General features: G+C 57.4%; 10 protein-coding genes and 3 pseudogenes. 3 read left to right on the plus strand and 10 right to left on the minus strand.

What is annotated here, in order from left to right:
• The 7 genes and pseudogenes from ACMGE0_RS28535 to ACMGE0_RS28565 all read right to left on the minus strand — a co-directional run.
• A partial coding sequence (locus ACMGE0_RS28535; protein ID WP_436819341.1) for a transposase occupies positions 1-158 on the minus strand: 158 nt, incomplete at its 3' end.
• Between the two features lie 258 nt (positions 159-416).
• Positions 417-1,724 (minus strand): ATP-binding protein, encoded by a 1,308-nt coding sequence (locus ACMGE0_RS28540; protein ID WP_436819270.1) that lies wholly within the window; start codon positions 1,722-1,724, stop codon positions 417-419.
• A pseudogene (locus tag ACMGE0_RS28545) lies at positions 1,717-2,121 on the minus strand (winged helix-turn-helix domain-containing protein); the annotation flags it as partial. The pseudogene ACMGE0_RS28545 and the gene ACMGE0_RS28540, both read right to left, overlap by 8 nt.
• Before the next feature lie 282 nt (positions 2,122-2,403).
• Positions 2,404-3,885 (minus strand): ArnT family glycosyltransferase, encoded by a 1,482-nt coding sequence (locus ACMGE0_RS28550; RefSeq protein ID WP_436819271.1) that lies wholly within the window; start codon positions 3,883-3,885, stop codon positions 2,404-2,406.
• 99 nt (positions 3,886-3,984) lie between these two features.
• Positions 3,985-5,601: a glycosyltransferase family 39 protein gene (locus ACMGE0_RS28555; RefSeq protein ID WP_436819272.1), complete on the minus strand. Its 1,617-nt coding sequence runs from the start codon at positions 5,599-5,601 to the stop codon at positions 3,985-3,987.
• Between the two features lie 111 nt (positions 5,602-5,712).
• On the minus strand, positions 5,713-6,852 hold the full coding sequence (locus tag ACMGE0_RS28560; protein ID WP_436819342.1) for a glycosyltransferase family 2 protein: 1,140 nt from the start codon (positions 6,850-6,852) through the stop codon (positions 5,713-5,715).
• A gap of 55 nt (positions 6,853-6,907) precedes the next feature.
• Positions 6,908-7,051 (minus strand): annotated as a pseudogene (locus ACMGE0_RS28565) (type II toxin-antitoxin system RelB/DinJ family antitoxin); the annotation flags it as partial.
• Positions 7,052-7,312: 261 nt separating this feature from the next.
• On the opposite strand from ACMGE0_RS28565, the gene ACMGE0_RS28570 reads away from it, so the two are divergent.
• Positions 7,313-7,507: a response regulator gene (locus ACMGE0_RS28570; protein WP_436819343.1), complete on the plus strand. Its 195-nt coding sequence runs from the start codon at positions 7,313-7,315 to the stop codon at positions 7,505-7,507.
• A gap of 23 nt (positions 7,508-7,530) precedes the next feature.
• On the opposite strand, the pseudogene ACMGE0_RS28575 reads toward ACMGE0_RS28570, so the two are convergent.
• Together ACMGE0_RS28575 and ACMGE0_RS28580 are read right to left on the minus strand one after the other, a co-directional pair.
• Positions 7,531-8,638: pseudogene (locus ACMGE0_RS28575) on the minus strand (IS3 family transposase).
• Positions 8,639-8,869: 231 nt separating this feature from the next.
• Entirely contained in the window at positions 8,870-9,625 is a 756-nt protein-coding gene (locus ACMGE0_RS28580; protein WP_436819273.1) for a phosphatase PAP2 family protein, read from the minus strand.
• Positions 9,626-9,696: 71 nt separating this feature from the next.
• Here ACMGE0_RS28580 and ACMGE0_RS28585 point away from each other — a divergent pair, with 71 nt between their 5' ends.
• Together ACMGE0_RS28585 and ACMGE0_RS28590 are read left to right on the plus strand one after the other, a co-directional pair.
• Positions 9,697-10,419 carry a response regulator gene (locus tag ACMGE0_RS28585; RefSeq protein WP_436819274.1) on the plus strand — a complete coding sequence of 241 codons (723 nt, stop codon included), beginning with the start codon at positions 9,697-9,699 and terminating at the stop codon, positions 10,417-10,419.
• 16 nt (positions 10,420-10,435) lie between these two features.
• Positions 10,436-11,545 carry an ATP-binding protein gene (locus ACMGE0_RS28590; protein WP_436819275.1) on the plus strand — a complete coding sequence of 370 codons (1,110 nt, stop codon included), beginning with the start codon at positions 10,436-10,438 and terminating at the stop codon, positions 11,543-11,545.
• A gap of 92 nt (positions 11,546-11,637) precedes the next feature.
• Here ACMGE0_RS28590 and ACMGE0_RS28595 read toward each other — a convergent pair whose 3' ends face one another.
• Positions 11,638-12,024, minus strand: a complete 387-nt coding sequence (locus ACMGE0_RS28595) for a winged helix-turn-helix transcriptional regulator (RefSeq protein WP_436819276.1) — start codon at positions 12,022-12,024, stop codon at positions 11,638-11,640.
• Positions 12,025-12,092 lie beyond the last annotated feature (68 nt).

Here is a 12,092-nt window from a genome sequence, read left to right on the forward strand (position 1 = left end):
TGGCTAATTCCCGCCTTGCGGCAGATCTCCGCCACAGGCACACCTTCATCATCCTGCTTCAGAATGAACGCCTTCTGTGCGTCCGAAAACTGCGATGCCTTCATCGTCTTCCGTTCCTTTCCCGGCCAGGAAAATGCAACCGGAAAACTCGAGCCCAAACTGGTCCAGTTTGAAGGGTTCAGAGCATCGAGCACATGTCTTCCAAGCGGCTGAGAAAGATTTTGGCGCTGACCCTACAATGCGGGTTCGAGCGGGTTCGCCGAGGGGGAAGGGACGGCCGTATAGCAACTCTCTCTGAGTGGGGCAGCGGTCTGATCAGCCGATATGTTGCATGGCATTATCGGACCCTGTCTAAACTATAACTATTGGTAATTAGTCGCGTGTCGCCGGGAATTAGAAAGCAGGAAGCCGACCTGCTAGCTTTGTGGCAGGCTAAGTACGACGCGCAAACCAGACGGCTTCCGCTCTTCTAGCGTAATCTCGCCATGATGAGATTGAACGATATCGGCAACCATCGATAATCCAAGCCCGAAGCCCGGCTGCGATCGCGACTGATCGACTTTAAAGAACGGTTCAAGCACGCGCTCTTGCAGTTCGCGAGGAATACCCGGTCCATCGTCTTCGACCACGATGACGAGAAAGCCAGGTTGCCGAGACAGCGTTACTTTAACCTCCTGGGCGAATTTCACCGCATTGTCGCAAAGATTGGTTACTGCGCGAGAGATGGATAGAGGACGACACGTGGCAATCAGCCTATTCGGACCCGCATAACTCACATCGTGACCGACGTCGGCAAACTCACTACAAATAGTTTGCAGTATGCTGGCGACATCGACAAGTTCGGTGGCTTCGCTTGCGCAGTCATTCCTCAAAAAGTTAAGGCTCGCGACAAGTAGTGTTTCAATACGCTCGATATCGGACAGGAGTGCGTCCTTTGTGCTGCTGTCGTCCATGCGCTCAATGCGCACCTTCAGGCGCGTCAGTGGTGTGCGCAGATCGTGACCGAGCCCCCGCAGCATGCGAGTGCGGCTCTCGAGCATCAGACGAATACGCCGTCGCATACCGTTCAATGCGCGTGCCAGCGCCACGATTTCGATGGTGCCCTTCTCCTCAAATACGGGAGAACCGATGGTGATGTCCGAAACCGCCGCTGCATGCGCAATTCGCTGGATCGGTTCCGTAATCGCACGGATTGCGAAAGCGAAAAGCAGCAGAGCCAACACGACGAAACCGACCAAATAGTATGGCCGATTGCCCTGAATTGCGCTGGTCAGAAACGTTTCGGAAAAGCCAGATGCCATGACGATGGTGTCGTCGTCGACACGGACGGCAAGGACGCGGTGATTGTCGAGAAAGGTCCGCCAGCCGCCGAGCGGCGGCGGACCTTCAAAAGGGAACAGCCAGTCGGTCGCGCCCTCGAGAAAATCACTGGGATTATTTTTGAAGCGGGCAATCGTCGTCACAGGCATCAGTTGAATGTCCCATCCGGCCCGGCGAGCCGAGGCAATTATTACGCTTCGGTCCTGCGCTGAGGCGTGATCAAGAAGGTTGGCAACCGTATGGAGTTCACGGGCAACGTTCTCAAGATTCGTCACAGCCAAATCGTTGGTTACCCATCGTTCCAACGCGTCGCCCATAATACTGATGGTCACCAGTGCAATCATCATGATGATTGCGATTTGCCCCCTTATCGTCATGCTGATGCGGTGAAGACGTTTAAGCATCGACTTCTTCTACTTGGGCGGTGAACGTGTATCCGCCGAGGCGAACGGTTTTGATCAGCACCGGATCGCGCGGATCTTTCTCGATCTTCTGCCGCAGCCGGCTGATGTGGACATCGATGCTTCGTTCGACAGGACCGGCGGCTCCGGCGTGGGTCACTGCGAGGAGTTGCTCGCGGGGGAGGACTCGATGGAAATTGCGGCAAAAGGCTAGGAGGAGGTCGAATTCGTGGGTGGTCACAGCAACTCTGGCTTGGTTTGGATCATGAACTTGCCGCCTTGCTGGATCGACCTGCCAGCCGTCGAAGCGCAAGAGCCGTGGCGCCGGTCGCGGCTCTCTTAGCGATGAATGGGTCGAGCGGCGCAGAAGGCCTTTGATCCTCGCGATAAGTTCGCGCAGCATTTCAGCGATTTGCCGGTCATCCTCCACGATCAGGATCCTGGGCTTTCCTAAAGTTGTCTTCGCACCGTTACTTGCCAAACTCGCTATCTCCAATTCTTTCGTCGTCCTCGCGGCGCGATAGGACCGCCAGGCCTCTGACCGAATACCAAGATTTGTTTCGGACCGTGTGGATGGCAGGTGCATGAGCGTCCAAGCGGACAACGCGCACGGAGACTCGCACCACCGTCTCAATCGGCATCCACCTCCACGCGCCAAATAATGACGCTCAATGCAGGCTTTCTACGCTGGCCGGTCATGGTGGTGGCGCAGCCTGCATCTACGTAGGTTTGGGCACAAATCTGGTAATATGACCTCGCATACGGGTGTCAGATGATACCGCATCAGTGTAGCGTCGCCCTGCGTTCTGATGGCTGGATACGTGGCGCCGACCGTCCCGAAGAGACGTGGGGCGTTTTGAGACTTCGTTTCCGACCAGCTTACGCGCTCGACCAACAGGCCGGGGGCGGTGCACAGTTCGGTAGGAAAGTTGCCACGGAAGCCGTAGCGCTGCAGTTCAGCGACGGACCAGACGGGAACGTGAGGAAAACGAAGCGCGAGCGATCCGGTTCGTGCATAATCCGTCGTAGCGATCCATCTTGCGCCCGTTTCCTTCAGCAGTTCAGCGATGGCGTCTTGAGTTGCAGACCAACCACGTGTTTGATTTGGCGGATTGTCCGCCGCACCGATTGGGGTGACCGGATTGAAGGCGGTCGCGACTGAACCGACGCTCAGTAACAATGCTGTCGCGAAGGTGGCCTTGATCCAAGGCCGCGGCGACTGCGCTTGAGCCAGGCCGAATGCCGCATGAATGACGAAGAGCGCCTGTAGCGGCACAATCCAATTGGCTTGAACTGACGCATGGGTGGCGTGATAGGCGAAGTAGAACACGAGCGGAGCGGAGCTCCAGATCAACAGCGCGCTTTCCTTTGGCGGGGCTTTGAGAGCCTGGAAGGCAGACCAGGTGACCAATGGTGTCGGTGCCAGGAGCAGCAGCGCAGCATATTCCCCTATATGACGAATCGAATAGCCTGAAGCGACGAGCCGCGCGCTTTGGCGTTCCAAGCCGAGCCAATCGTGTTGCAGATTCCAGAAAAGATAGGGCAGAAGCGGCAGAAGCGCCGCGACCACAGTCATATAGGGCAGACGTGTGAGCAGGTACCCGCGGCCTTTTCGCGTAGCAAACAGGTAGGCCAGCAATCCGAGGGCCAGAAAGGCATTGGTGAATTTCGACAAGCAGCCGAGCCCGATGAGTATACCTGTGCAGATCCACCATAGCATCGCCGAACGTGTATCCGGAGGTGTGTTGACCGCGCGGATTGCGGCCCAAAGTGTGGCAACCCAGAACAAGGCGGAGGGCGCGTCGGGGGTGGCAAAACTTCCTAGAGCGAAGACAAGCAGGCTAAGGTTATAGAGCGTTGTCGCGAGCACTGGCAGACCCACAGAGCCACAGGACATGCGTCGCGCGATATCGCCCACGAGGTATCCCGAGGCAACGAAACCAATCACCGGAAACAGGCGGATGCCGAGCGGGGTTTCACCGAAGGGGCCGGTTCCCATGCGGATCATGTAGGCGATCACGGGCGGATGATCGTAATAGCCAAGCGCCAGATCGCGGGCCCACAGCGCATAATAGGCCTCATCATCGAAGAGCGGTACCGATGCGGCTATGGCAATGTGAACGGCAAGAAACGAAAGTGATATGGTGGAGACGGAAAGCCGCATCGAAGAATTACCTTAAGGGAGAATGGCTTGGCGTCAGCCTCGAAGCTGAGGCCGCACCGGTCAATGAACAGCCAGACCGCCGAGGCCAAGGGGTTACCGCTAGCGTCGCGGGTGCGGTAGCGGTAAGTGAGATATGAGATTGCGTCCGATTGCGACTTCCGCTTCGAACAAGATTTGATTGCCGATCACGACTCCAACGGGGGCCTGAAGATCAATACGGCTGAAATACGGAAGGGCCGATCTCAGGCCACGAGCAAAGGCATTCGGGCTGCCGATGAACAACACATCGCTGCCGATCCAGGCGGCCGAATCTGCAAGGAAGGCGAAACCGCGAGGGTCGTCGCTAAAAACTAGAACTGGTACCCGGGGGCCAAGCGCCTCAGCGAGACGTGAAGCTTCCCTCCAGTTGAAGGCGACGATCAAAGGACGGCCTTGCGTCGTGGTCACAGGCGGAGGCAACAGACCGCGCTCAGCCAACTTGTCGGCAAGCCCGCGCCATGTGAATGATTCCACCAGAAGCGTCTTGAGACCCAGGCGGGCGACGAGGGATGACGGTGGTGTGTATCGGATCAACGTTACCGCGCAGAGTGCGAACGCAAGAACTGCGGCCGCTGCGACAGCGAAACCTTTGGCCGCGCGATGAGGTTGGTGACGACGAGCCTCCCGTGAGGCAATGGCGTGGCCGAGTATCGGCAGCAAGAACAGCCACCCCGGCATCTGCCAGTGCGGCAGGGCATCGCCACCCCAGAGCGGCACCGCGGTGAAGAGGATGATCGACGGCAGGCCAAGCGCTGCCAGGAATGCGACCGGACCGGCGCGGGTACCGCGCACCCCAAGCAGTGAGATCGTTGCTGCGAGCGCAGCGATCAACGTCCATGGACCGAGATAGGCAGCCTGCCCGAACACCGAACGAGCGAGCCCGGACCAGTTCGGACCGCCCGAGCCGACACCGCGCGATGACTGGAAAAGAAATGAGACCCAATCATGCTGCCCGTTCCAGATGAGCACCGGCGATGCCACAAGCCCGGCGATTGCAGCCGCCAGCCAAGGCGCAGGCGTCATGAGGCGACGGCGGTGCGGCGTCGCGAGAATAAAGAACGCCGCGCCGACAGCGAATAGCGCAGCGTGGTATTTCGAAAGCCCGGCAAGCCCGAGCGTCAGTCCGGCGGCAAGCCAGAGGCGGCGTTCGCTCGCCGGAGCGCGTTCGAAAAACAGGATCCTGTCGAGCAGCCAGGCCGTCAGGGACAGAAACAGAACCAGGGGGCCGTCCGGCACCAGCCAGGACCCGGCGGAGACCATGAAGAACGGCGCCAGGCTCAGCGCGAGCACCATCCACAGTCCCGCTCTTAGTCCCCACCGGCGCTGGGTGAGATCGAACATCACCACGCTGGTTATCGTGAACGCGAACACGAAGGGCAGCCGCAGTACCAGCACCGGCACGTCTCCGCCGAAAACTGGGTCGGCGATCTCCCGCATCGCCTTCACCCACCAGAAGACCATTGGCGGATGGTCGAACCATGAAAGCTGCCATTGCGTGGCCACCGCCACAGCATAGGCCTCGTCGATGCCGGGATCGAGCAGCGCTGCCAGACCAGAACGGATAAGTGTTCCGATCATTATAACCAATGCGGCAGCGCTGTAATCTGTTCGTTGCAACTTCGAGCCGGACAACTGTCTTCGAGGGGCTGCAGGAAGATGTGATGCATTCGCTGTCATCGGACTGCAACTCCATGGTCGTTATCTGCGTGAAACTTCTTGAAGAACCGGACGGTGAGCAATGAGATCAAGTCGTGCGAGATCGAGCGTGTCGTGATCGGTGATCCAGCGCTAACGAGCGCGCCATGTGAACATCGACGTTGCAACATAATTGAAGACGGCGCCCAGAGCCGCACCTGCTAGCCCCGCCAGCCACCACTTCGAAGCCTGTTCGTGGACGAGTTGTGCAGCACCCACATTGGCTACGACGCCCATGCTGCAGACAATCCAGAACGAGGCCAATCCGGTTATCAGCCGCCAGCCTCTAAGCCTGCGGTCGCGATACGTCAGAATGTTGTTGAGAAAGAAGTTGCCGGTCATCGCCACGTAGGCCGCCGTCATCTGTGCCAGCGAGAACGTCAAGCCAAATGCCAATGCCATCTTGAGCGTTGCGAGATGGACGACAACACCAAATCCGCCGATCAGGGCGAACATCACGAAGCGGAGCGAAAGCACGTCGCCCGTCAATTTGGCCAGCAGGAGGCTGAGATATTCCGCCGCCACGAGATTGTCTAGCTTGGAGACCCCGTGCTGGCGTGCGCGAAAACGCAAAGGCATTTCGCTCGTCCTCAGCGGCTGTGGTGTCGAAGCGAGGATATCCATGAGGATCTTGAAGCCCTTGGTTGAAAGACGCGGCGCGAGAGCTTCGAAGGCCGGACGGCGTATGGCGAAGAACCCGCTCATGGGATCGCTGACATCGATGTGCAGAAACGTTCGGGCAAGCCGTGTTGCGACCCGGCTGCCGCCGAGACGCGTGCGAGATAGGCCGTCGGCAGCACTGCCGGTATGATAGAAACGGCTCCCTATCACGAGATCGTCGCCTGCCCGGACACGGCGCAGCATCTCCGGCAGCAGCGACACGTCATGCTGCATGTCTCCATCCATGATGGCGATGACCGGCGCCGATGACGAGAGCATGCCCTCCATCGTTGCCCCGGCAAGACCGCGCCTGCCAATCCGGCGGATGCAGCGCACACGCCCGTCACGGCGAGCTATGAGCCGTACGACATTTGTGGTGCCATCGTTACTATCGTCATCTACGAATATGACTTCCCAGTCGATGCCGCGTAGCGACGCGACAAGAGCGCCGACGACCAATTCGACATTTGGTGCTTCGTTCAACGTCGGTACAATGACGGAAAGTTCAGGCGAACGGTGCTCGGACTCAAATGACAGTTGGACCAGCGGTTCCTGTAAACGTGTATCCTGCATCATTTCAGGCATTCTTCTTTAGACAACGTGCTGTGCAAGCATTCTCGGCTAGCTGCGGCAGCGCACCTTCGATGGCCGGCCGGGTAGACCAAATACGAACCGTATCCGACACAATCAGGCCCATTTTTACGAGCACGGCAGAGGCGCGATCCCGAATTTCGGTATCGGTACGAGTTTGAACTAGAGCGGGTGTGATCATGGCTTATTCAACCTACGCAGGAATACACATCGAACGCTAAAGCTGATGTGGGAGGCTTCTTTTTGCCCGCCCTCGTTGCCGCTAGCCTCTTCAAAGCGACAGAGCCATCTGAGGGCTGCGCCGTTGAAATTGCTTTTTGAACGTGGTTGAGGTCAGTTACGCTCATCGGTGGCTCCTCGTTGAGGACCACGTTGTCTCGCCCGAATGTCAAGATTTGACGGAGAACCGGGGAAGGACATGTCAAAATCGATGAGTTTGACTATGATTTCATCTCTCGTGCTGGTCGTCGAGGACGATGAGGAAATAGCCTCTCTTCTGGAAAAGTATCTTGTCAGAGCCGGCTATAGGACGACCAAAGCATCAACAGGCCTTACGGCTCTCACCCATGTACAGAGATTGCAGCCGGACCTGATCTTGCTCGACATCGGCCTGCCGGATATTGACGGCTTCGATTGACGTTGCCCCCGATCAGCCGTCCTTCATAACTGGACCCTGTTCTCCTTGTGGTCCGTTCTGGACTGGGTTGCAACTCGTTCGGGGTGAGGCCGCGCAGGCTGGTGTGCGGCCGATGCTCGTTGTAGTCGATCCTCCATTCTTCGATGATGCGGCGTGCCGCTGCCATGCCACGGAACAGGTGCGCGTTGAGGCATTCGTCGCGTAAGCGGCCGTTCAGGCTCTCGACGAAGCCGTTCTGAGTGGGCTTGCCGGGCGCGATGTAGTGCCACTCGACGCGATTGTCCTCCTGCCACTGCAGGATCGCCCGCGATGTCAGCTCGGTGCCGTTGTCGGAGACGATCATCAGCGGTCGGTCGCGCGCCTCGACGATGGCGTCCAGTTCCCGCGCCACCCGCATGCCCGACAGTGACGTGTCGACCAAAAGCGCCAGGCACTCGCGGGTGAAGTCGTCGACCACCACCACGACGCGGAAGCGCCTGCCATCGGCGAGCATGTCGGAGACGAAGTCCAGGCTCCACCGCTGGTTCGGTCCCTGCGGCAGCGTCATCGGCGCCCGCCGTGCCCTGCGCCCGCTTGCGACCACCGCGCTTCTTCACCATCAGCCGCGCTTCCCGGTAGAGCCGGAACAGCTTCTTGTGATTCAGCTCGATGCCTTCCCGCCGCAGCAGGATGTGCAGCCGCCGATAGCCGAACCGCCGCCGCTCAAGCGCCAGCCCCTTCATCCGCGTCCGCACGGCGGCATCGTCCGGTCGCCGCGACGCATAGCGGTAGGTCTTCGGGTCGAGCCCGACCAGACCGCAGGCACGCCGCTGCAAATAGCACTTCTCTTCGATCGCCCAAGCCACGAAGCGCTTCCTTGTCCTGGGTGTCAGAACTTTCCCAGCGCTTCTTTCAGCGTCGCGACGTCCAGCATCGATTCCGCCAGCAGCTTCTTCAGCCTGCGGTTCTCGTCCTCGAGGCTCTTAAGCCGCCGAGCGTCCGACACTTCCATGCCGCCATAGCGGTTACGCCAGCTGTAGAACGTTGCCTCCGAGATCCCGTGCTTGCAGCACAACTCTGCCGTCGGGTTCCCGCCTGATGCTCCTTCAGCACGCCAATGATCTGCTCTTCCGTGAACCGGCTTCTCTTCATCTCCGTCTCCTTTCGACGGTGTACAGTTCAAACCGAGGGCATCCCGGGGGCAACGGCACGACGAACGCTAAAGCTGAGTTACGAGGACTTGTTTGCCCGCTCTCGTCGCCGCTAGCCTCTTGAAAGCAACAGAGCCATCCGAGGGCTGCGTTAAATCGAACAGGTGCTGTATTGACGACCAGAACCGAAGGCTCCGCGCGCCCTCTCCAAGGGGAAGCTCAAACTTGATTGTTAGGTCAGGCGGGACTCACTGGCGAATATCGCATCGATCTGCGGAGCGATTCTCGAGAACCATCGCCAGAGTACCACTGCCAAAGCAAACATCACATTCCAAGCGATAACTACATCTGACAAAAAGTGGGCTCCCAACACTACTCTGTTCAATGAAAAGGCTGCCGTCACAATGCCAACCACCGCCAGGTAGGGTTTCGAGTATTTGGGCCTGACAAATACAACAAGCGTGAGCAGTGCGAAGGCGCTTGCCGCCTCTCCCGAGATGAAGGAACAATTCCTTACGCATTGGTCGGTGATTTCCCACGGAGGCGTAAAAAGCGCGCTGCCGCCAAATTCTTCAAGTGCTCTTGGACGCGCTCTTCCAACCAACATTTTGATCAGGTGGACGCCCAGCCCAGGACCCGCGGCAAAGAACGTGAGCACAAATAGCAACTTGTGCGGCGCAGGGGGAAATTTCAGGTGCCTTAGGAAGGGATTTGGAATTAGAAGGGTTATCGCAACTCCTGCAACCACCCAAGGCAGTAACCTATTAGCGTCACGAAATGCAATGAGGGTGCTATTTTCACTGAATATGAAACCAGCGACGGGCTCCCAAAATAAGCGACTCACAATTAGGTCAAGTTCCGGGATCGCTGCAAAGATGAGGGAAACCAAGCCTAAAAGCATAAGCGCCTGTGGAGGCAAATGGCACGTTTTGTCCCCCACGGTTTTTGAAATTGCTTTTTGAACGTGGTTGAGGTCAGTTACGCTCATCGGTGGCTCCTCGTTGAGGACCACGTTGTCTCGCCCGAATGTCAAGATTTGACGGAGAACCGGGGAAGGACATGTCAAAATCGATGAGTTTGACTATGATTTCATCTCTCGTGCTGGTCGTCGAGGACGATGAGGAAATAGCCTCTCTTCTGGAAAAGTATCTTGTCAGAGCCGGCTATAGGACGACCAAAGCATCAACAGGCCTTACGGCTCTCACCCATGTACAGAGATTGCAGCCGGACCTGATCTTGCTCGACATCGGCCTGCCCGATATTGACGGCTTCGATCTTCTGACGAAGGTTCGAGGAAATTCCACTGTGCCGGTAATATTCGTATCGGCGATGGATGACAGCACGGATAAACTGCTAGGCCTGAAGCTCGGCGCTGATGACTACGTCACAAAACCATTCAACCCACAGGAAGTCGTGGCGCGTGTGGGGGCCGTGCTAAAGCGAACCAGAGGTATTGCCGGTAGTGAAGTTATCCGGCACGACGAGATCGAAGTCCAACTGGATTCGCACATCGCACTTGCGTCAACGGAAAAAGGTCGGGTTCAACTGCCGCTGACTGCAACAGAATTTCGTCTTTTAGTTTGTTTATTGAGGTCGCCCTTCAAGACGTTTGAAAGAGCATCCTTGCTGGACGCGTGTTTGCCCGAAAGCGACGCCCTGGATCGCACCATTGACACGCACATTGCCAATCTGCGGCGGAAGCTCGGAGAATGTGGCCAAGGGGGGTATATAACGACAGTGCGCGGTATAGGATATCGTTTCGCGAGGTCGACAGGTGGCTAGGCCGGCCCTTTCAACCATGACAGCAGCATTAACGTCTGTCATTCAACTCGTGACCATAGCGGTGCTTTATGTCGCCGTTGATTGGTACATCGATCACGCTGAAATAACGGCCCTGGACAAGCTACCTCAAGATGCAAGATCGGCATTCGAGAGCCTGAACATGGGCGAAATCCCCGATCCAAAAGCCCTCGCCGCGCTAGCGCCCCTCTACCCGCAGTTAGAAGATGCAACAGATGCATCGCCTGTGGAGGGTGTTTTGGGTTTCGGCTTTGCCCTTATCGTTCTCACAAGCGTAATTGGGGTTGTCTTGGCTTACAGGATCGTCGCGCCACTAACCCGACTGACTGCGGCCGCGGAGAAGATCCGACAAGGCGATTTCCAGGTCACTGTAGAACCCGGCGCAACCAAAGAGGTGGAAGCGCTTGCGATAACGATCAATAGCCTGGCCCGCGAATTGCTGGCCCTGGAGACGCGTTTGAAATTCAATACGCGAGCGGTCGCCCATGAACTGCGCACGCCACTTACCGTGTTGCAGGGCAATCTACAGGGCATGACCGACGGTGTCATTCCTGCCAGCGAGGAACAATTGCGAGCCCTGCTGATGCAAACACAAGGCATATCCCGTCTCGTAGACCAGTTGAACACACTCTCATTGGCAGGCACGACCAACTTTGTCACTGCAACCACGACAACCGATTTGGCTTTGCATGTTTCTGAGATGGTGCATTTGTTTCAGACCTCGGCAGGCGACGCCGTCGATTTCCGAACTGACCTCCAACCCGCACCAGCGAAGATCGATCCGGACCGTTTCCGCCAGGCCCTCCTCGCTCTGTTCGAGAACGCGCGCAAATACGCGGGTAGTTACGGTCCAATCGAGGTTCATACCGGTCTGGATGAAGCTGGGCAGTCCTTCATGACAATTCGAGACAGAGGTCCAGGACTACCGGACTATGTACAGCACTCCTCTTTCGATATGTTCTGGAGGAGCGAGAGGCTTAATAGTCGGGGTATAAGCGGTTCGGGGCTTGGTCTTACGGTCGTTAAGGCCATTGCGGAAGGGCATAATGCGCGATTTGAAGTGGGCAATAACCCTGACGGAGGTTCCTTCGCCACGATCACGTTTTAAGTCATTGGTCGCCTTATCGAGCAGGCGGTGAATGCGACGTGAAAGACGATTTCCGGGAGCGGAGGAGCTTGTACACGACGGGCAACTGGTGCTTAAACCTGGTCGCTTAGCTGCTCTGAAAACTGCCCATTGACTGCGTGGTCCCGCCTTTGAACGATCATCGCCACCTCTTCGCCGTGATGGGTTCCCCATTCGCATAACGGCGCGAGACGGCTGGCCAGACTTCGACCAAAGTCGGTCAGTTCGTACTCGACGTGCGGAGGCACTGTCTGGAAATCGATGCGGCGAATGACGCCATCATCCGTCAGTTCCTTGAGGTGCTGGATCAGCATCTTCTCGCTTACATTGGTAACGAGCCTGCGGAGTTGGCCGGTGCGCTTGGACCCGCTGACAAGATGATAAATGATAAGCGGTTTCCACTTGCCCCCGAGGATCGCCAGAACCGCTTCCAGGCCACACCGGAAATTCGCAGTGGTCATTTCGATCTCCCAATTTTGATACTTACAAAATAGTTGGTACTGGAACTCAAGTCTGCTTCGTCCTAACT

This window comes from Neorhizobium descurainiae (assembly GCF_051400715.1).
Lineage (GTDB): Bacteria > Pseudomonadota > Alphaproteobacteria > Rhizobiales > Rhizobiaceae > Neorhizobium.

Coding starts and splice junctions, on each gene's coding strand:
- ACMGE0_RS28540 (WP_436819270.1), bottom strand. CDS start 1,724: ATGCTTAAACGTCTTCACCGCATCAGCATGACGATAAGGGGGCAAATC.
- ACMGE0_RS28550 (WP_436819271.1), bottom strand. CDS start 3,885: ATGCGGCTTTCCGTCTCCACCATATCACTTTCGTTTCTTGCCGTTCAC.
- ACMGE0_RS28555 (WP_436819272.1), bottom strand. CDS start 5,601: ATGACAGCGAATGCATCACATCTTCCTGCAGCCCCTCGAAGACAGTTG.
- ACMGE0_RS28560 (WP_436819342.1), bottom strand. CDS start 6,852: ATGCAGGATACACGTTTACAGGAACCGCTGGTCCAACTGTCATTTGAG.
- ACMGE0_RS28570 (WP_436819343.1), top strand. CDS start 7,313: ATGATTTCATCTCTCGTGCTGGTCGTCGAGGACGATGAGGAAATAGCC.
- ACMGE0_RS28580 (WP_436819273.1), bottom strand. CDS start 9,625: ATGAGCGTAACTGACCTCAACCACGTTCAAAAAGCAATTTCAAAAACC.
- ACMGE0_RS28585 (WP_436819274.1), top strand. CDS start 9,697: ATGTCAAAATCGATGAGTTTGACTATGATTTCATCTCTCGTGCTGGTC.
- ACMGE0_RS28590 (WP_436819275.1), top strand. CDS start 10,436: ATGACAGCAGCATTAACGTCTGTCATTCAACTCGTGACCATAGCGGTG.
- ACMGE0_RS28595 (WP_436819276.1), bottom strand. CDS start 12,024: ATGACCACTGCGAATTTCCGGTGTGGCCTGGAAGCGGTTCTGGCGATC.